We start from the raw sequence: 19,024 nt of genomic DNA, 5'->3' as shown, positions 1-19,024 counted from the left end.
GAGGGGACTTGCCATGTTGAGCAAAGAACTTGAACTGACCCTGAACACGGCCTTCACCGTGGCACGTTCCAAACGCCACGAATTCATGACCGTGGAACACCTCCTGCTGGCACTGCTGGACAATGCCTCCGCTGCCGATGTCCTGCGCGCCTGTGGTGCCAATCTGGACAAGCTGCGAGTCGACCTTCAGGACTTCATCAATTCCACCACCCCGCTGATTCCGGAAGAGCAGGAAGACCGCGAGACGCAGCCGACGCTGGGCTTCCAGCGCGTCCTGCAGCGTGCCGTCTTCCACGTGCAATCCTCCGGCAAGAGTGAAGTGACCGGCGCCAACGTGCTGGTGGCCATCTTCTCCGAGCAGGAAAGTCAGGCCGTCTACTTCCTCAAGCAGCAGAATGTCGCGCGTGTGGACGCGGTCAATTACATCGCGCATGGCATCTCCAAGGTCGCGGGTCACACCCAGACGCCCCAGGCGTCGGTCGAGAATGAAGAGAGCGAAGAGGCGAGCAGCGAAGGCGGCAACAACCCGCTGACCAACTACGCCACCAACCTCAACGAGCAGGCGCGTCTGGGCAAGATCGACCCGCTGATCGGTCGCGATGGCGAGCTCGAGCGCGTGGTGCAGATTCTGGTGCGTCGCCGCAAGAACAACCCGCTGCTGGTCGGTGAGGCCGGTGTCGGCAAGACCGCCATCGCGGAAGGTCTCGCCAAGCGCATCGTCGAGGAGGACGTGCCGGACGTCATCAAGGAAGCCGTGGTCTACTCGCTGGATCTCGGGGCGTTGCTGGCCGGCACCAAGTACCGCGGTGACTTCGAGAAGCGTCTCAAGTCGCTGCTGGCGGAGCTGCGCAAGGAACCGAACTCGATCCTGTTCATCGATGAGATCCACACCGTCATCGGTGCGGGTGCCGCGTCCGGTGGCGTGATGGATGCCTCCAACCTGCTCAAGCCGCTGCTGTCTTCCGGCGAGCTGCGTTGCATCGGTTCCACCACCTTCCAGGAATTCCGTGGCATCTTCGAGAAGGACCGCGCCCTGGCGCGCCGCTTCCAGAAGGTCGATGTCATGGAGCCGTCGGTGGATGACACCATCCGCATCCTCAAGGGGCTGCGTGGTCGCTTCGAGGAGCACCATGCCATCAAGTACACCGATGCCTCGCTGGAAACGGCAGTGCGTCTGGCAGACCGCTACATCAACGACCGTCAGCTGCCGGACAAGGCCATCGACGTGATCGACGAGGCCGGTGCCCACCAGCGCCTGCTGCCGGAGAGCATCCGCGTCGACACCATCGATACCGAGCAGGTCGAGGCGATCGTCGCCTCCATCGCCCGCATTCCGCCGAAGACGGTCTCCAGTTCCGACAAGAAGCTGCTGTCCAACCTCGAGCGCGATCTCAAGATGCTGGTTTTCGGGCAGGACGACGCCATCACCGGGCTGTCCGCAGCGATCAAGCTGTCGCGTGCAGGCCTCAAGGCGCCGGACAAGCCGGTGGGCAGCTTCCTGTTCGCTGGCCCGACAGGGGTCGGCAAGACCGAGGTCGCTCGTCAGCTGGCGGCGCTGATGGGCATCGAGCTGGTGCGCTTCGACATGTCCGAGTACATGGAGCGCCACACCGTCTCGCGCCTCATCGGGGCACCGCCGGGCTACGTCGGTTATGACCAGGGTGGTCTGTTGACCGAAGCCATCACCAAGCAGCCGCACTGCGTGCTGTTGCTTGATGAGATCGAGAAGGCACACCCGGAAGTCTTCAACCTGCTGCTGCAGGTGATGGACCACGGCCGCCTGACCGACAACAACGGTCGCGAAGCGGACTTCCGCAACGTCATTCTGGTGATGACCTCCAATGCGGGTGCCGAGCAGGTGGCGCGTCGCTCCATCGGCTTCAAGCACCAGGATCACTCCACCGACGCCATGGAAGTCATCCGCAAGACGTTCTCGCCGGAATTCCGCAACCGTCTGGATGGCATCATCCAGTTCGGCGCGCTGGATCTCGCCGTGGTGCGCAATGTGGTCGACAAGTTCCTGGTCGAACTGCAGGCGCAGCTGGATGAGAAGCGTGTGCAGCTGGATGTCGCTGATGAGGCGCGCGACTTGCTGGCGACTCTCGGGTATGACCCGGCAATGGGGGCTCGCCCGATGGCACGCGTGATTCAGGAGAAGCTCAAGAAGCCGCTGGCAGAGATGATCCTGTTCGGCGACCTGTCCGAGTCGGGCGGCATCGTGCATGTCACGGTCGACAACGGCGAGCTGCACCTGGAAACGGAAGCGGAAATGGCGTGATCTGACGCTCAGCTTGCTGCCCTGAAGGGTCGACATGAACGGTCAGTGCTCAAGCACTGGCCGTTTTTTATGCCTGTCAGTCAGCAAGCTGTCCGCACGTAGCGAGCATGAAGTCGATTGCTCAAGCTGGACACGCGCGCACGCCAAGGGGCTCGCCATCCTCAAGGGAAGGGCGGGGAGTTGGATGAGTACTGGAGGAGGCGAATGCGTATCGGGGGAAGCGAATGCGTACTGGGGGGAGAAGATGCCCAGCGGGGATGAGCCGCCTGTCATCATTGAATGGGAGCGAAGGCCAGATTGGCGTTCGGGCTCAAGACGCATTCATGGGACAAGGCGGCATCATCGGAATACTCAGGCATACGCCATCGAGGTGGCGGGTGTCTCGCCGCGAAGGGCAAGTCTTGCAACCTCGATGCGTTCCGGGTCCGGGCGGAGGGTTCAGGCGGAGGTGACGCTGGTGCCTGAGGTGCCGGGAACGACCGGTTCAGCCAGCCGGTGTCATGATGATCGCATGCAGGTCCAGGACGTACAGAGTGATCGATGGCATGGCAACCGGCAGGGCAGTCTGACCGTGCTTAGCGCGAACGGTAGACGATACGGCCCTTGGACAGGTCGTACGGAGTCAGCTCAACCTTGACCTTGTCGCCAGTCAGGATGCGGATGTAGTTCTTGCGCATCTTGCCGGAGATGTGAGCGGTCACGATGTGGCCGTTTTCCAGTTCAACACGGAAAGTGGTGTTCGGAAGGGTGTCGACGATGACGCCTTCCATTTCAATATGATCTTCACGCGCCATATAGGCTGATCCTCACTTATTACAGGGAATACTGCTGGTAGTTCCGAGCCGCCTCAGCACAAAAAGTGCCCGATTCGGGACTTCGATACGCGATATTGTGCCGTAAGGGCGGCGGCAAGGCAAAGTCGAAGCGCGATTGTACGTTCCTTGAGCGCCTGTGGGCAGCTCAGGAGGAAGATAAAAATCGGCATCTTGCGCCGGGGCAACTCTCGGCAGGCGGTTGGTCGGCACTCAGCGCTGTCTGATGAGCCCCTGCCAGCTGAGCGTTGCGTCACCATAGCGTTGTCGGAGCGCTTGCGTCGAGAGGGCGCCTGGAGAGCGCGTCGAAAGAGCCCATGCAATGAGCTCAGCGCGTCACTCGCCGGATGTCACTGACGCGCCTTGCTTGACCAGGCTCAGTGGCAGATGGCTGTCGGTATGGTTGGCCGGTATGCGTCGCCGCCAGTGGCTGCCATCCAGATACTCGAGCGGCTGGAAATGCTGCTTGTAGTTCATCTTGCGGCAATCGCGGATCCAGTAGCCCAGATAGAGGTGGGTCAGGCCTTCGCGGCGTGCCTGCTCAATCTGCCACAGCACCGCGTAGGTCCCCAGCGAGCGCTGATTCAGTGACTCATCGGGATCGTAGAAGGTATAGATGGCGGACAGGCCATGACTCATGCGGTCCATGGCGGCGACGGCCACCAGACGGCCATCGAGGCGAAAGCTCACCAGGCGGGCATAGTCATCGCGGGAGGTGAGGAAGGTGCGATACTGCTCATGACTGGGCGGGAACATGTCGCCATCCGCATGACGGCTGCGGATGTAGTGGGCGTAGAGGCGATAATGCTCGGGGTCGAAGAGTGCTGGCCCCTCTTCGATGACCAGGTCGGCATTGCGACGCACCAGACGCTTCTGGGTGCGGTTGGGCGTGAAGTCGGCGATCGGCACGCGTACGGAAATGCAGGCACGGCAATCACCGCAATGCGGACGATAGAGATGAGAGCCGCTGCGACGAAAGCCGAGCAGGGCAAGGGCGTCATAGACACCGGAATTGGGCGCTTCCTGCGGATCGAGAAACAGCGTGGTCGCCTGGCGGCCTTCCAGATAGCTGCAGGCGTGCGGTACCGTCAGAAAGAAGCGCAGATCGCGTTGCGGTTGCTTGGGGGTATTGCTGCTCACCGTTGCATCATCTCCCTCTTGGAATTGCCGTGGCCATCATTCCCGGGCGTGCTGCGTGGGCCAGGATGTCAGTGACCACTTGCCCTCATGCCCTTGGCCAGTGGCATACTGGTCAAGATAGCTGATGAAATCGCTGCGGGCGATGCTGCGGGCGCCAAGACTTGCCAGGTGCGGAGTATGCATCTGACAGTCGATCAACGGAAAATCCCGTGCCTTCAATTCCTGGCACAGGATCACCAGCGCCAGTTTCGAGGCATCGGGCACGCGCGAGAACATCGACTCGCCGAAGAAGATGCGTCCACAGGCGACGCCATACAGGCCGCCCACCAGAGAATCGCCCTGCCAGACTTCAACGCTGTGGGCATGTCCCATGGCATGCAGGGCGATGTAGGCCCGCTGCATTTCTGGCAATATCCACGTGCCTGCCTGGCCATCGCGAGGAATGCTGGCACAGGCATTGATCACACCGGTAAAGTCGCGGTCGATACTGTAGCTCAGGCCTGCATTGCGCAGGCGCTTGGCCAGACTGCGGCGTACACGGACTTCCTCTGGCTTGAGCACCATGCGTGGGTCCGGTGACCACCACAGGATGGGGTCACCCGGACTGAACCAGGGAAATATGCCGCGGGGGTAGGCCGCCAGCAGCCACTCGGGACTGAGTTCGCCCCCTGCACACAGCAGGCCGTCGGGCTCGCTCAGGGCGGTGGAAGCATGCGGAAAGCGGACAGGGGCAGGGGGAAGCCAGGGAAGCATGGGCAGCCTCTTGTCGGTTCGGGAACATGCACGGAGCAATGGGCTCCTGGCGCCTTGGCGTCATGAGCAGACGTGAATCGGCAATTATGACGTCACTGCCATCGAATGGTTATGATAACCGGCTGAAGGTACATGGAAAATCGCCCACAAGGTGCAAGGGGGATGGCGACTTGACTGCCAAGAGTGCCAGAAAGACAAGTCGGGAACAGGCCAAGCCTGAAACCCGTAGCCGCCGTGCGGCAGCAACACCCAGGAAGCGTGCCCGTCAGAAAGCGGACTCGCCGGGCTTCTTCGCGCGTCTGCGCGGTGCTTCGGCCACTGAGTCCAGCCCGGCACGCAAGACGCCGCGCGTCTCGGGCAAGCCCGCGAGGAAGGACGCCAGCGGCCAGCCTGCTGCCAAGGCCAGAAACAAGCCGCGCGTGCAGGAAGAGAGCCCTGCAGCCCAGCGCCGCGCCGAGCGTCAGGCCGAACGCGCCGAACGCCAGGCCATCCGCGCCGAGCAGCGTGCGGAGAAGGCAGCGCGACCACCGTCACGCCTGACCACCACCCTGCAGGGCGTCAGCCGTGAAGGCGTGGTCATTCTCATGCTCAGCCTATGCGTCTTCATGCTTCTGGCGCTGTTCAGCTATGCGCCGACGGACCCCGGCTGGTCCTACAGCGGCCCTGAACTCACGCCCAGCAACTGGATGGGCAGCATCGGTGCCTGGCTGTCAGACGTGCTGTATTCGCTGTTTGGCGGCAGTGCCCTGTGGTGGCCGGCAATGCTGGGCTTCGGTGCCTGGCGCCTGATGCGTCAGCCCAGTACAGAGCTGGTGTGGGACCCGACGACCATCGCGGTGCGCGCTGGCGGCCTGTTCCTGCTGATCATGGCGACCTGCGTCATCGGCGATATCCAGTTCTACAGCCCCGACAGCCAGCTGACCAACGGCGCGGGCGGCATTCTCGGCAAGGGCATCGCCGGGGCACTGACGCCATTGATCGGCATGGGCGGCACGGTACTGGTCGCGATGGCCAGCTTCCTGTGCGGCTTCACGCTGTTTACCGGCATGTCGTGGCTGACGGTCATGGATGAGCTGGGCAATGGCTGCATGCGGGTGTCCGGCTGGTTCGCCGAGCGCTTCAACAGTCGCCGCGACGATCAGGACGCCTACGATGACGAGGCAGCCTACGCCGAAGAGTCGCTGACGCACGAGGACGGTGAAGAGGATGACTCGGATCGCGACCCGGCCCCCAGACTGAGCTGGTGGCAGCGTCTGCTGCCGGGCCGCCGTGCCCGTGAGGATGAGTGGGACGAGGACAGCGACGAGATTCTGCTTGGTCGCCGTCAGGAGGCAGAAGGCATCGCCGCCGAGCCGCGCGGCCAGCGCCGTGTCGAGCCGTCTCTGGATGGCGGCACCGACGAGGCCATCAGCGCTCGCGATGACTTCGCGGATGACCGCAGCACCGATATCCCGTGGCAGACCGCTGAAACCACGCCTTCCGCCAAGGTGCCGGGCGCTGCCTACACCGAGCGCATGACGGTGCAGAGCGCCAATGTCAGCATCGAAGGGGTTGATCTGGCCGCGGCCCTGAAGACCGCCGTGGCGGCAGAGGCCGCCTCCGCGCCGCGTGTCGCGCATGCCGATGTCACGCGCTCCCGTCTGCCGCAAGCCGCTGCCATTGAGGCCGAGCGCCAGCGTCATGCTGACGCCTCAGTCACCACGCAGGCTCCCAAGGCGGCGACGCCAGCCCCTGCCGCCGAAGATACGGCATCAGCCTCCGACAGTACGGCTGCCCCTGCTGCCTGGGACGCCGCCTCAGCCTTTGCACCGACCGCTCGTCACGACACGGCTCGTCATGAGACCGCCCGACACGACACGGCGCAAGACGCTCAGGCGCAGAGCGAGGCCGAAGCTCACAAGGCTCCGTCTCAGGCACAAGCTCAGGCTCAAGAGCTGGCTCGCGAGCAGGAAGCGCAGCGCTTGGCTGAACAGGAAGCGCAGCGCTTGGCAGAACAGGAGGCGCAGCGCGAAGCTGAACAGAAAGCGCAGCGTGCAGCCGAGCAGCAAGCGGCAGAGCGACAAGCGCAGCTCGAAAAGCAGGCACAGCTCGAGCAGCAGGCGCAGCTTGAGAAAGAGGCACAGCGTGAGCGCGACGCGCAACTTGCGCGCGAGCGCAGTGATGCCGCGCCGGATAGCCGCAATCAACCGCCGGAGCCCAGGGACGACGATGATGCGCCCCTGCCCGGCAGTGGTGGTCAATTCGCCACGGCCGCAGGGCTGGCTGCCGGTGCGGGTGTGATGGCGGCCGGTGTCGCGGCGGCCGCTTCCGAGACTCCCGCTCGCAAGGCGGTCGTCTCCTGGGATGATGCCTTCGAGCAGCCGACGGGCAACGCGCCGACACAGGCAGACGCGCCTGCGGCGCCGAGCAGCCCGTCTGCCACGCCGCCGCAGCATGCCCCTGAGCCGCGTCAGCCTGCAGCGCCTCATCAACCGGCCGAGCCGGTCGCACCAGCGGAGCCCGATTCCGTGGCGCCTCAGGCCGAGCATGTGCCGCCTTTCGAGGCGCCGACAGCCACGCCGGAAGCGACCCCCGCAACGGCCGAGCGTCCTTCCTGGGCCTATGACGGCGATGAGTCCGGCATGGTGCCGGGCGGTGGTCGTCTGGCGACGGCGGAAGATGCGCAGGCGGCTGCCAGTGATCCCTCCGGCCCGACCCTGTGGACCGTGGAGCACATGCAGAGTCAGCGCCATGAAGGCGCCGATCACGAGGACGAGCCGGAAGGGGACCTGCCGCAGCTGAGTCTGCTGACGCCGCCGGATGCCCAGAAGCCCAACTACAGCGAAGAAGAGCTCGACCAGATGGCCGAGCTGCTGGTGGTGCGTCTGCGCGAGTATGGCGTCAAGGCCGAGGTGGCGGATGTCTGGCCGGGGCCGGTCATCACACGCTTCGAGATTCAGCCGGCGCCGGGCGTCAAGGCGTCCAAGATCTCCAACCTGTCGACGGACCTGGCGCGTTCGCTGCTGGTCAAGAGCGTGCGTGTGGTCGAGGTGATTCCGGGCCGTCCGACGGTCGGCATCGAGATCCCCAACCCCAACCGCGCCATGATTCGCCTGCGCGAAGTGTTCGATTCCGATGCCTATCAGCTGGCGGAATCTCCGGTCACCCTGGCGCTGGGGCAGGATATCGGTGGCGCGCCTGTCGTGGCCAACCTCGGCAAGATGCCACACCTGCTGGTCGCCGGTACCACCGGTTCGGGCAAGTCAGTCGGCATCAACTCGATGCTGATCTCGATGCTGCTCAAGGCCACGCCGGACGAAGTGCGCATGATCATGGTCGACCCCAAGATGCTGGAGCTGTCGGTCTATGACGGCATTCCGCATCTGCTGGCGCCGGTGGTGACCGACATGAAGGAGGCCGCCAACGCCCTGCGCTGGTGTGTCGCCGAGATGGAGCGTCGCTACAAGCTGATGGCCGCCATGGGCGTGCGCAACCTGGCCGGCTTCAATGCCAAGATCGATGAAGCCGAGGCACATGGCGCCCAGATCGCTGACCCGCTGTGGGAGCCGCAGCCCTGGGAGATGCACCAGCATCCGCCGGTGCTCGCCAAGCTGCCCTACATCGTGGTGGTGATCGACGAGTTTGCCGACATGTTCATGATCGTCGGCAAGAAGGTCGAGGAGTTGATCGCACGTCTGGCCCAGAAGGCGCGCGCCGCGGGGATTCACCTGATTCTGGCCACCCAGCGTCCGTCGGTGGACGTGGTGACCGGCCTGATCAAGGCCAACATCCCGACGCGCATGGCCTTCCAGGTCTCCTCCAAGATCGACTCGCGCACCATCCTCGATCAGGGCGGCGCCGAGGACCTGCTGGGTCACGGTGACATGCTCTACCTGCCGGCCGGTGCCGGCATGCCGACGCGCGTTCATGGTGCCTTCGTCGATGATGACGAGGTTCACCGTGTGGTCGATGACTGGAAGCGTCGCGGCTCGCCGGAGTACATCGAGGAGATCCTCACCGGTGGTGTGCAGGCGGATGCGCTGGCCGGCCTCGAGGCTGAAGGCGAGGACAGCGATGCCGAGCAGGATGCGCTCTACGATGAGGCCGTGGCCTATGTGGTCGAGTCGCGTCGTGCCTCCATCTCTGCCGTGCAGCGTCGCTTCAAGATCGGGTACAACCGCGCCGCGCGTCTGGTCGAGGCGATGGAGATGGCGGGCGTCGTCTCCGCGATGGGCACCAATGGCTCGCGGGAAGTGATCGCGCCCAACCACAGCGGCTAGCCGCCGCCGGCCTGGTCGCTGAAACACACGAAGGGGAGCTTTTTGCTCCCCTTCGTGTCAAAGACATCAGATAACAGATCACTGCCAGCAGGATATTGGCAGCAATCATCCCGAATCGCTGAAATGATGATGGTCAGCTGCAGGGCCTCGGTGCCGAGGCTTGCCACTGGTCTTCCTCATCGCAAGGAGTTTCATGAAGACATTGTCCCGTTCTTTCGCTTCTTCGTTGACCGCTCGTCTGGCCAAGGGGCTGGGCGCCGCGCTGATGTTGGGCATGGCCGCTCTGCCAGCGCACGCCGAGGAATCGGCAGGCGATCGCCTGTCGCGCCTGCTGGAGCCGCTCAAGACCTATGCAGCCGACTTCGATCAGCAGATCCTCGATGCCTCCGGTCAGCGTCTGCAGGAAGCCAAGGGCAAGATGTGGCTGTCGCGCCCGGGCAAGTTCCGCTGGAGCGTCGATGCGCCGTACCGTCAGGAAGTGGTGTCGGACGGCAAGGAAGTCTATCTGCATGACCCGGACCTCGAGCAGGTCACCGTGCAGCCGCTGGATGAGCGCGTCACCCACACGCCGGCGCTGTTGCTGTCCGGTCGTGCCAGTGAGCTGACCGCCAACTATGCGGTCAAGCGTCAGCAGCAGGGCGCGCGTGAGACCTTCACGCTGACGCCCAAACAGGCCGATACGCTGTTTGAAAGCCTCAAGCTGACCTTCGACAGCGAGCAGCTCGACATGCTGCAGATGGCGGATTCCACCGGCCAGCGTACGGCGATCGACTTCAGCAACGTGCAGTACAACCCGTCGCTGCAGGATAGTCGTTTCGTGTTCCAGATCCCGCAAGGCGCCGACGTCATTCGCGAGCAGTGATCACGCCCAAGGTGCAGCGCAAATCCTGAATACGCTTGACCAGACAAGAACGCCCGGACCTTCTGGTCCGGGCGTTCTTGTCTGTGCCAGTCGCGACTCTGCAGCCATGTGCGCGCAGGATTCGCCGCTGATCAGCTTTGTCCGGGCGTCTCGCCACGGTCTGCGGCGGCGTCCTGCTCGCGGCGCCAGCGCTCAATCTCGGCGAAGCGCTTCTCACCGCCATGCTGGGTCGGGCGGTAGAACTGCTGGGTCGGCAGCTCTTCTGGCCAGGCATCGTGGGAGCGGCCGGCCGGATAGCCATTGGGCTCGTTGTGGGCATAGCGATAGCCTTCGCCCATGCCCAGCTCCTTCATCAGCGTGGTCGGGGCATTGCGCAGGTAGACCGGCACCCCGAAGTGGGGCTGCTGGCGCACGAAGGCCTTGGCTTCCTTCCAGGCCACCTCGATGGCATTGCTCTTGGGCGCGATGGCCAGGTGGATCGCCGCATGGGCGATGGCGCGCTGGCCCTCGTAGTCACCGAGGCGCAGATAGGCGTCCCAGGCGGCGATGGTCAGCGGCAGGGCGCGTGGGTCGGCGTTGCCGACATCTTCGGAGGCAATCGCCGTCAGGCGCCGCACGACATCCAGCGGGTCGCCGCCGCCATCCATGAAGCGCGCCATGTACAACAGCGCCGCGTCGGGCCGCGAGGAGCGTATCGACTTGTGGATCGCCGACAGCAGGTCGTAATAGTCATCGCCCTGCTTGTCGAAGCTGGAGGCCTGATGGCCCAGCACGGCCTCCAGCGAGCTGTCCTCGAGTATCTCGCGCGTTCCCCCCTGGGCGTCTGGCTCACGACGCACGAAGTCACAGGCAGTCTCCAGCAGGCCGAGGGCGCGGCGTGCATCGCCGGAGGCCGAGCGCGCGATGCGGGTCAGCGTCTCGCGGCTGGCTTCGATATGACGCTTGCCGAGGCCGTTGACCTCATCCTGCAGGGCGCGCGTCAGTACCTCGATCAGGTCGTCCGTCTCCAGGGCCTTGAGCACATAGACCCGCGCCCGTGACAGCAGGGCCGAGTTGACCTCGAAGGACGGGTTCTCGGTGGTCGCGCCGATCAGCGTCAGCAGGCCGGATTCCACATGCGGCAACAGGGCATCCTGCTGGCTCTTGTTGAGGCGGTGGATCTCATCGAGAAACATCACCGTCTGGCGATCGCTGGCCTGGAAGTGTCTGGCGCGCTCCACCACCTCGCGGATGTCCTTGACGCCGGCCATCACCGCCGAGAGCTGCTCCAGATGGGCATCACAGCCCTTGGCGAGAATCTCGGCCAGCGTCGTCTTGCCGACCCCCGGCGGCCCCCACAGGATCATCGAGCGCACCACGCCGGAGGCCACCATCTGGCGCAGCGGCATGTCAGGCCCGACCAACGCTGTCTGTCCGATGTAGTCATCCAGGGTGCGGGGACGCATGCGGAAGGCCAGTGGCGCATGGGAATTCGAGGCGGTATCGGCAAAAAGATCCATCGGCGAGTCTGGCTCCGGCAGGCGTGGGGCAGTATTGCGCTCATCATGGCCGATCCTGCAGGACTGTACAAATCAGCAGGGGCGGCACGGTCAGTCAGCGGCCTCAGGCCGCGCGTGGCATTGCACCAGACTGTCATGTTTTCCTGACAGCATGACACGCTCATTTAGGCAATCCCACCCAACGTCTAACTGGCGCTCGGGGGATGTGTCCTACACTTCTAGGTGACGACATTGCTACATTCGGTAGCAATGCCCGAGGCGGCAGCGCTGTCTGCCAGCATCGGCCACCTGTTCCGTAAGGAGGAGGAAGTCATGCCCAATGTGACTCAGCTGCGCCAGGACCACGCCAACATGGCCCGTCTGCTGCACGTGCTTTCGCACCGCCACAAGACGCTCGTCAGTGGTGAGCGTCCCGACTTTCGCATGATGCGTGAGGTGGTGGATTACATTCTCGATTACATGCAGGGCTTCATCATTCCGCTGGAGCGTCAATGCACCCAGATGCTGTGCGAACGCTCCGAAGACGCCGCGCCACTCTGTCAGCGCCTCATCCAGCAATATCGCACCCTGCACGAGCGTCTGGACAAGCTGTCCGACAATCTCGACAGCATCCTGATGGACCAGATCATCCCGATGGATCAGTTCAATGCCGACCTGCGCGAGTATGTGGAGGCACACCGTGACTACCTGCGTGCCGAGCGCCAGGAGCTGTTCCCGCTGATGCGCGACAACCTCAGTGACGAGGAATGGCAGCAGCTGACCGATGCCATCCCGCATGCGCGCACCGAGCTTGAGCGCCTCCAGGAAGCCTACCCGGAACTCTACGCCGAGCTGACCGAGAGTGATGTCGTGACCGCCTGAGCCACGTCGGTCCGATCAGTGACGCTCTGATCCATAACCGTCTAGTCAGGAACTCGCCACACAGAAAGAATCCGCACTTTACCCGCCACAACAGAAAGAACGCCAAGTCGTTGGCGGGTATTCCGAAAGTCTCCACGTCCCATCTCCCCCACACTGAGGTCATCACATGACGCCCGCCGCGTTTCGGTGGGCGTTGTCTTTGGCGGTGTTCCGCCTTCTCAGATGACGGCCGTGCGGCCCGGGAGACAAGCGATGAGTGCTCAATCTCTTGCACGACAGTGGGCAACTTCCCAGGACGGAGCGACGTCCGAGCCCACCCAGTTCGCCAGCCAAGGCATTGCCCTGGAAGACCCGCGCCTGTTTCGCCAGCTCGCCTACGTGAATGGCTGCTGGGTGCATGGCGAAGGCGGGCGTGAGGAGGCGGTCTTCGACCCCGCCACCGGCGAGCGTCTCGGCCAGGTGCCGTGGCTCGAGGAGGCGCAGATCGACACCGCCATCGCCGCCGCCGATGCGGCCCAGAGTGAATGGCGCAAGCTGCGCGTCGACCAGCGCGGCGAGCTGCTGGATGCCTGGTACGACCTCATCCGCGCCCACAAGGAAGACCTGGCCATGCTGATGACGCGTGAGCAGGGCAAGTCGCTGGACGATGGGCGTGGCGAGGTGGAATACGGCGCCAGCTTCGTTCACTGGTTCGCCGAGGAGGGCAATCGTGCCTTCGGCGAGACCATTCCCAGCCATATCCCGAATGCCGCGCTGGGCACCGTGCGTGAGCCTATCGGTGTCGCGGCGCTGATCACGCCGTGGAACTTCCCGCTGGCGATGATCACTCGCAAGGCCGCGGCCGCGCTGGCGGCGGGCTGCACGGTGCTGGTCAAGCCGGCCGGCGAGACGCCGTTCTCGGCGCTGGCGCTGGCGGAGCTGGCCGAGCGTGCCGGCATTCCCGCAGGTGTCTTCAGCGTCATCACCGGCGAGGCCTCCGAGGTCTCCAGGCAGCTGTGTGACGACCCGCGCGTCGCTGGGCTGTCATTCACCGGCTCCACCCGGGTCGGGCGTCTGCTGCTGAAACAGTGCGCCGACAGCGTCAAGCGTGTCTCGCTGGAACTGGGCGGCAACGCCCCCTTCATCGTCGGGCCGGACATGGACCCCGAGGAGGCTGCGCGCGCCGCCGTCGATGCCAAGTTCCAGACCTCCGGTCAGGACTGCCTCGCGGCCGACCGTATCCTGGTCCACGACAGCCTCTACGAGGACTTCCTGAGCCACTTCGCACGCATCATGAAGCAGCTCAAGGTCGGCAATGGTCAGGTGAAGGGGATCGACCTTGGCCCGCTGATCCACCGCGACGCCGTCGCCAAGGCGCAGACCATCGTCGATGACGCCGTCGAGCGTGGCGCGCGGCTGATCCACGGCGACCAGAGCATGGCGCCGGGCCCCAACTTCTTCATGCCGGTACTGCTGGCCGACATCACGCCGGACATGCGCGTCTGGCGCGAGGAAACCTTCTCGCCGGTGGCCGGCATCACCGCCTGGCACGATGAGGAAGAGGTGATCGCGATGGCCAACGACACCGAATACGGCCTCGCCGCCTACGTCTATACCCACGATGTGCGCCGCATCTGGCAACTGATGCGTGGCCTGCGCTTCGGCATGGTCTCCGTCAATTCCGTCAAGATGACCGGCGCGCCGATTCCCTTCGGCGGCGTCAAGCAATCTGGCCTGGGTCGCGAAGGTGGCCGTCAGGGGCTCGAGGAATATCTCGATATCAAGTACTACTGTCTGGGTGGACTGGAAAGCGCCTCCGGAAGTTGAGACGGACATCCTTCACTGTCACATGTCGATCATGGCGACCGGTGGCCATTGAGCACCACCGGTCGATCGCCCCTAGTTGAGCATTCGGAGAGTCACATGAGCACCGATAACACCCTGAGTCAGGCCGCCAGCTTCGACGACGCGACCTCGACCGATGAGCTGATTCGCCGTGATCGCAAGGTCACCTTCCATGCCTCGACCCACCTGCGCGATTACGCCCAGGGCGATGCACCGGGCCGCGTGATCACCGGTGGCGAAGGCATCCGCATCCGCGAGCGTGACGGGCGTGAGCTGATCGATGGCTTCGCCGGCCTCTACTGCGTCAACATCGGTTACGGGCGCACGGAAGTCGCTGATGCCATCCACGAGCAGGCCCTCAAGCTCAGCTACTACCACACCTATGTCGGCCACTCGAATGAGCCGCAGATCGCGCTGTCCGAGAAGATTCTCGAGCTGGCCGGCCCCGACATGTCCAAGGTCTATTACGGCATGTCCGGCAGTGATGCCAACGAGACCCAGCTCAAGCTGGTGCGCTATTACCACAACGTGATCGGCAAGCCGGAGAAGAAGAAGGTCATCTCGCGCTGGCGCGGCTATCACGGCTCCGGCATCGCCTCAGGCTCGCTGACCGGACTGGCGGCCTTCCATGATCACTTCGATCTGCCGATTCCGGGCATCCTGCACACCGAGGCGCCGGACTATTATCGTCGTCCCGCCGAGTGCGCCGAGATGAGCGAGCGCGAATTCTCCACCTGGTGCGCCGAGAAGCTCGAGGCGATGATCCAGGCCGAAGGGCCGGAGACCGTCGGCGCCTTCATCGGCGAACCGGTGCTGGGCACCGGTGGCATCGTGCCGCCGCCGGAGGGCTACTGGGAGGCCATCCAGACCGTGCTCAAGCGCCACGACATCCTGTTGATCTGCGATGAGGTGGTGTGCGGCTTCGGGCGCATCGGCAGCCAGTTCGGCTACCAGCACTTCGGCATCAAGCCGGACCTGGTCACCATCGCCAAGGGCCTGACCAGCGCCTATCAGCCGCTGTCCGGGGTCATCGTCGGTGACCGCGTGTGGAAGGTGCTGGAGCAGGGCACCGGCGAATTCGGCCCCATCGGCCATGGCTGGACCTACTCCGGCCATGCGCTGGGCGCCGCCGCCGGTGTCGCCAACCTGGAGATCATCCGTCGCGAGGGCCTGGTCGACAACGCCCGCGATACCGGCGCCTATCTGCAGAACGCCATGCAGGAGGCTTTCGCCGATCACCCCATCGTCGGCAATGTGCGTGGCATCGGCCTGCTGGCGGCGCTGGAGTTCTCGCCGCAGCCGTCACAGCGCAAGGCGTTCGACTCAGCGCTCAAGGTCGGCCCGCGCATCTCCGCGGCAGCCCTCGAGGAAGGCCTGGTCGCTCGCGCCATGCCGCAGGGCGACATCCTCGGCTTCGCGCCGCCGCTGGTGGTCACGCCTGAGGAAATCGATGACATCGTCGCCCGCGCGCGTCGCGCCGTGGACAAGGTGCATCAGGAGCTTGTCGACAATGGCGATCTCACGTCTGGTGATCAGTAGGCCATGGCATTGACCTTACCCCCGCTCAAGAGCACACGGGAAACGCCGCTGGCGCTGGCCGATATCCATGCCGCGCGCCAGCGGCTGTTTCATTCATCGACGGCCACGGGTGTCGAACGCACAGCGCTGGTGCCTTCACCGGCGCTGTCGCGCCGCTTCGATGCCGAGATTCTGCTCAAGCTGGAGACCCGCCAGCCCACTGGCGCCTTCAAGCTGCGCGGGGCCAGCAATCTGCTGGCCGCCGTGGCGGAGCAGGCCGCCGGGGAGGCCTACGAGCGCCTCCAGCGCGGCGTGACCACCGCCTCCACCGGCAATCATGGTCGCGCGTTGGCCTACGCCGCGATGCGCCGTGGCCTCAGGGCGGTCATCTGTCTCTCCGAGCAGGTGCCCGCCAACAAGGTGCGTGCCATCGAGGCGCTGGGTGAGTTGGGCGGTGCCACTGGTGGCAGTGTCGAGGTGCGCCGGGTCGGGCGCAGTCAGGACGAGGCCTTCCACGAGGTCAATCGGCTGGTCGAGGAGGAGGGGATGCTGGCGGTGCCGCCCTTCGATGACCCGCTGATCGCGGCCGGTCAGGGCACCATCGGGCTTGAGTTGATGGAAGATTGCCCGCAGCTCGATCAGGTACTGATCGGACTGTCCGGCGGCGGCCTGCTCGGCGGTATCGGGGCGGCGCTCAAGGCGATTCGCCCCGAGACCCGCGTGCATGGCATCAGCCTCACCGAAGGCGCCGCGATGTGGCATAGCCTGCAGGCGGGCACACCGGTGGAGGTGCAAGAGGTCGCCAGCCTCGCGGATTCGCTGGGCGGCGGCATCGGGCTTGGCAATCACACCACGCTGCCGCTGGTGCGCCGCGTGATGGATGAACACCATCAGGTCAGCGAGCGCGCCATCGCCCGCGCCATGCTGATGCTGCTGGAAGAGGAGAAGCTGCTGGTCGAGGGCGCCGCCGTGGTCGGGCTTGCCGCGCTTGAGGCCTCGCGACTGGGCGAGACCGACCCGGCGCTGGCCGAGTCGATCCGCGGCCAGCGTGTCGCGCTGATCATCAGCGGCAATGGCGTCAGTCTGGAGACCTTCGATCAGGCCAGAGCGCTGCTGGCGGACGCTCAGCAGTGATTTTTTCGCCCATGGCTCACAGCGTGAGACAGATGATGGCACATCAGGAGGAGGGCGCATGACGGAACCGACTCAAGAAAGCATGCAGACGTATTCCCGTGAACAGATCGAGCAGGTCGTGGGGCTGGACGCCACGGCACTGGGCACCATTCGCGATGCCTTCATCGCGCTGGGCCAAGGCAAGGTGGTGCAGCCGCCGATCCTGTCGATGGCCATCGAGGAGGCCAACGGCGAGGTGGACGTCAAGACCGCCCACATTCAGGGGCTCAAGCACTTCGCGATCAAGATCAGCCCCGGCTTCTTCAACAATCCCGCCCGCGGCTTGCCAAGCCTCAATGGCCTGATGGTGGTGTTCTCCGCCGAGACGGGGCTGGCCAAGGCCCTGCTGGATGACGGTGGCTATCTCACCGCCATTCGCACCGCGCTGGCCGGTGCCGTGGCGGCAGAGGCCCTGTCACGCCCCGACAGCAAGCGCGTCGCACTGATCGGCGCCGGTGAGCAGGCGAGCCTGCAGCTGGAAGCGCTGCGACTGGTGCGCGATATCGAGAGTGTCGATGTCTGGGCACGCGACAAGGAGCGCGGCGAGCGCTTCGCGCGCGACACCGAGCAGCGCCTGGGACTCACCGTGCGCAGCCATGACAGCCTGCATGCGGTGTGTCAGAACGCCGATATCATCATCACCGCCACGCCGTCTCACACGCCGCTGCTGGAATACTCGATGCTGCCGGAAGGCGTGCATGTCACCGCGATGGGCTCCGACAGCCCCGAGAAGCGCGAGCTGGAAGCCGACGTGCTGACCGATTGCGACTACTTCGTGTGTGACAGCCGCGCCCAGTCGGAAATCAATGGGGAGCTCAAGGGGCTGGATGAAGACCAGGCCAAGGCATGCGAGGTGTACGAGCTGGGCAAGCTGCTGGCCGATGGGCGTCGTCTGCGTGACGGTGACCAGAACAGCGGTGACCAGAACAGCGGTGAACAGGCTGAAACCGCCACTGATACCCTCATCACGGTGGCAGACCTTACCGGCACCGGCGTGCAGGACACCGCGATTGCCAGTCTGGCGCTCGCTCGACTCGCCCAGCGCTAGCGCCGCGCGCAGCGACTGCGGGTCATGAAGGCGCGACGGACTTGCCCAGCGCGGCGCCGCATGCGAGGGTCACGCAGTAACGGCAGGAAGCCGTTGACTCCCTCGTCCACTCGGAGCCTGTCGTGACTCGAACCATGCCCTCACCCTCTGCTGCGCCGCGCGCCCTCAATGCTGCCCCCGGGGTAGAGGTCCGCCGCTCACCGCTGGCGGATCTCTGTGCCGACTGCGATGCCGTGACGCTGCTGCCACCGCTATCGCCGCCGGGTGAGGGGTATCTGCGCCATTTCTGCCAGCTGGATTCCCCGCTGGCGGTGTTCGATCTCGACGATACCCTGCTCGATGGCGACTGCACCGGCATGTGGATGCGCTGGATGGCCGCCTGTGGCTGGATCGAGGATGTCGATGCCTTCATGGCCATCGGCGAGCGCCACCAGAGCGAGTATCACGCCGGCACCCTAGATATCCACGAGCATACCGGCCATCTGCTCAGCCCGCTCATCGGACGGCATCGCGATGAGGTGCGTCGTGAAGTCGATGATTTCGTGGAAGAAATGGTAATGCCGCGTCTGCTGGAAGGCGGCATCGCACGGCTGGCCGAACACGGCGAGGCGGGCCATCGCACCCTGATCATCTCCGCCTCCATGCATCATCTGGTCGGCCCCATCGCCAGTCGTCTGACCGCCGATGGCGCGCTGGCCACCCATCCTGCCTTCGATGAAGAGGGCCGCTTCACCGGCGAGACCACCGGCATCGTCACCTTCCGCGAAGGCAAGCTGGCGGCGCTGGATGCCTGGCTGGAAGACGCCAGCCAGCTCAAGCGTGCGCCGCAGGCACTGTGGGGCTACTCCGATTCCCACAACGACCTGCCGCTGCTCGAGCGGGTCGATCATCCCCACGCCACCCAGCCGGATGCGCCGCTGCGCCAGTTCGCCGAAGCGCGTGGCTGGCCGGTGGTCGACTGGCGCCAGTCGCACCTGTCCATCGAATCGGACTGAGC

The 19,024-nt window shown here is 64.6% G+C and carries 13 protein-coding genes; 9 read left to right on the top strand and 4 right to left on the bottom strand.

Annotated elements, in window-relative coordinates:
* The first annotated feature begins 13 nt into the window (after positions 1 to 13).
* The gene (gene clpA, locus LCW13_RS13620; RefSeq protein WP_043333850.1) at positions 14 to 2,278 is read left to right on the top strand and encodes an ATP-dependent Clp protease ATP-binding subunit ClpA; all 2,265 of its coding nucleotides are present in this window, start codon (positions 14 to 16) and stop codon (positions 2,276 to 2,278) included.
* A 575-nt stretch (positions 2,279 to 2,853) separates the two neighbouring features.
* On the opposite strand, the gene infA is transcribed toward clpA, so the two are convergent.
* From infA to aat, 3 genes are all read right to left on the bottom strand, one after another.
* Positions 2,854 to 3,072: a translation initiation factor IF-1 gene (infA, locus tag LCW13_RS13615; RefSeq protein WP_024953359.1), complete on the bottom strand. Its 219-nt coding sequence runs from the start codon at positions 3,070 to 3,072 to the stop codon at positions 2,854 to 2,856.
* Positions 3,073 to 3,426: 354 nt separating this feature from the next.
* Positions 3,427 to 4,230, bottom strand: a complete 804-nt coding sequence (locus LCW13_RS13610) for an arginyltransferase (RefSeq protein WP_054555616.1) — start codon at positions 4,228 to 4,230, stop codon at positions 3,427 to 3,429.
* 36 nt (positions 4,231 to 4,266) lie between these two features.
* Positions 4,267 to 4,983 carry a leucyl/phenylalanyl-tRNA--protein transferase gene (gene aat, locus LCW13_RS13605; RefSeq protein ID WP_225347171.1) on the bottom strand — a complete coding sequence of 239 codons (717 nt, stop codon included), beginning with the start codon at positions 4,981 to 4,983 and terminating at the stop codon, positions 4,267 to 4,269.
* Between the two features lie 170 nt (positions 4,984 to 5,153).
* Between aat and LCW13_RS13600 the strand changes: the two genes are divergently transcribed.
* Both LCW13_RS13600 and lolA read left to right on the top strand, forming a co-directional pair.
* Positions 5,154 to 9,242, top strand: a complete 4,089-nt coding sequence (locus LCW13_RS13600) for a DNA translocase FtsK (RefSeq protein WP_225347170.1) — start codon at positions 5,154 to 5,156, stop codon at positions 9,240 to 9,242.
* A gap of 193 nt (positions 9,243 to 9,435) precedes the next feature.
* Positions 9,436 to 10,104, top strand: a complete 669-nt coding sequence (lolA, locus tag LCW13_RS13595) for an outer membrane lipoprotein chaperone LolA (RefSeq protein ID WP_054555615.1) — start codon at positions 9,436 to 9,438, stop codon at positions 10,102 to 10,104.
* Positions 10,105 to 10,235: 131 nt separating this feature from the next.
* Here the strand turns inward: lolA and LCW13_RS13590 are convergent, their stop codons facing one another.
* Positions 10,236 to 11,603 (bottom strand): replication-associated recombination protein A, encoded by a 1,368-nt coding sequence (locus LCW13_RS13590; protein WP_153636423.1) that lies wholly within the window; start codon positions 11,601 to 11,603, stop codon positions 10,236 to 10,238.
* A 312-nt stretch (positions 11,604 to 11,915) separates the two neighbouring features.
* On the opposite strand from LCW13_RS13590, the gene LCW13_RS13585 reads away from it, so the two are divergent.
* The 6 genes from LCW13_RS13585 (at position 11,916) to LCW13_RS13560 (ending at position 19,022) form a co-directional block, all read left to right on the top strand.
* On the top strand, positions 11,916 to 12,464 hold the full coding sequence (locus LCW13_RS13585) for a hemerythrin domain-containing protein (protein ID WP_043331576.1): 549 nt from the start codon (positions 11,916 to 11,918) through the stop codon (positions 12,462 to 12,464).
* A 252-nt stretch (positions 12,465 to 12,716) separates the two neighbouring features.
* Complete coding sequence (locus LCW13_RS13580; RefSeq protein ID WP_225347169.1) at positions 12,717 to 14,270, top strand: NAD-dependent succinate-semialdehyde dehydrogenase; 1,554 nt, start codon at positions 12,717 to 12,719, stop codon at positions 14,268 to 14,270.
* A 96-nt stretch (positions 14,271 to 14,366) separates the two neighbouring features.
* Positions 14,367 to 15,827 carry an aminotransferase gene (locus tag LCW13_RS13575; protein WP_225347168.1) on the top strand — a complete coding sequence of 487 codons (1,461 nt, stop codon included), beginning with the start codon at positions 14,367 to 14,369 and terminating at the stop codon, positions 15,825 to 15,827.
* A gap of 3 nt (positions 15,828 to 15,830) precedes the next feature.
* A complete protein-coding gene (locus LCW13_RS13570) occupies positions 15,831 to 16,940 on the top strand; it encodes a pyridoxal-phosphate dependent enzyme (protein WP_225347167.1) in 1,110 nt (369 codons plus the stop codon).
* 58 nt (positions 16,941 to 16,998) lie between these two features.
* Complete coding sequence (locus LCW13_RS13565) at positions 16,999 to 18,027, top strand: cyclodeaminase (RefSeq protein WP_225347166.1); 1,029 nt, start codon at positions 16,999 to 17,001, stop codon at positions 18,025 to 18,027.
* Between the two features lie 134 nt (positions 18,028 to 18,161).
* Positions 18,162 to 19,022: an HAD family hydrolase gene (locus LCW13_RS13560; RefSeq protein ID WP_225347165.1), complete on the top strand. Its 861-nt coding sequence runs from the start codon at positions 18,162 to 18,164 to the stop codon at positions 19,020 to 19,022.
* Positions 19,023 to 19,024: the final 2 nt, after the last annotated feature.

This window comes from Cobetia amphilecti (genome assembly GCF_020217465.1).
Lineage (GTDB): Bacteria > Pseudomonadota > Gammaproteobacteria > Pseudomonadales > Halomonadaceae > Cobetia > Cobetia amphilecti.
This window is presented reverse-complemented; position numbering and strand designations above follow the sequence as displayed.

Coding starts and splice junctions, on each gene's coding strand:
- infA (WP_024953359.1), bottom strand. CDS start 3,072: ATGGCGCGTGAAGATCATATTGAAATGGAAGGCGTCATCGTCGACACC.
- LCW13_RS13570 (WP_225347167.1), top strand. CDS start 15,831: ATGGCATTGACCTTACCCCCGCTCAAGAGCACACGGGAAACGCCGCTG.
- LCW13_RS13565 (WP_225347166.1), top strand. CDS start 16,999: ATGACGGAACCGACTCAAGAAAGCATGCAGACGTATTCCCGTGAACAG.
- lolA (WP_054555615.1), top strand. CDS start 9,436: ATGAAGACATTGTCCCGTTCTTTCGCTTCTTCGTTGACCGCTCGTCTG.
- aat (WP_225347171.1), bottom strand. CDS start 4,983: ATGCTTCCCTGGCTTCCCCCTGCCCCTGTCCGCTTTCCGCATGCTTCC.
- LCW13_RS13580 (WP_225347169.1), top strand. CDS start 12,717: ATGAGTGCTCAATCTCTTGCACGACAGTGGGCAACTTCCCAGGACGGA.
- clpA (WP_043333850.1), top strand. CDS start 14: ATGTTGAGCAAAGAACTTGAACTGACCCTGAACACGGCCTTCACCGTG.
- LCW13_RS13590 (WP_153636423.1), bottom strand. CDS start 11,603: ATGGATCTTTTTGCCGATACCGCCTCGAATTCCCATGCGCCACTGGCC.
- LCW13_RS13560 (WP_225347165.1), top strand. CDS start 18,162: ATGCCCTCACCCTCTGCTGCGCCGCGCGCCCTCAATGCTGCCCCCGGG.
- LCW13_RS13585 (WP_043331576.1), top strand. CDS start 11,916: ATGCCCAATGTGACTCAGCTGCGCCAGGACCACGCCAACATGGCCCGT.
- LCW13_RS13575 (WP_225347168.1), top strand. CDS start 14,367: ATGAGCACCGATAACACCCTGAGTCAGGCCGCCAGCTTCGACGACGCG.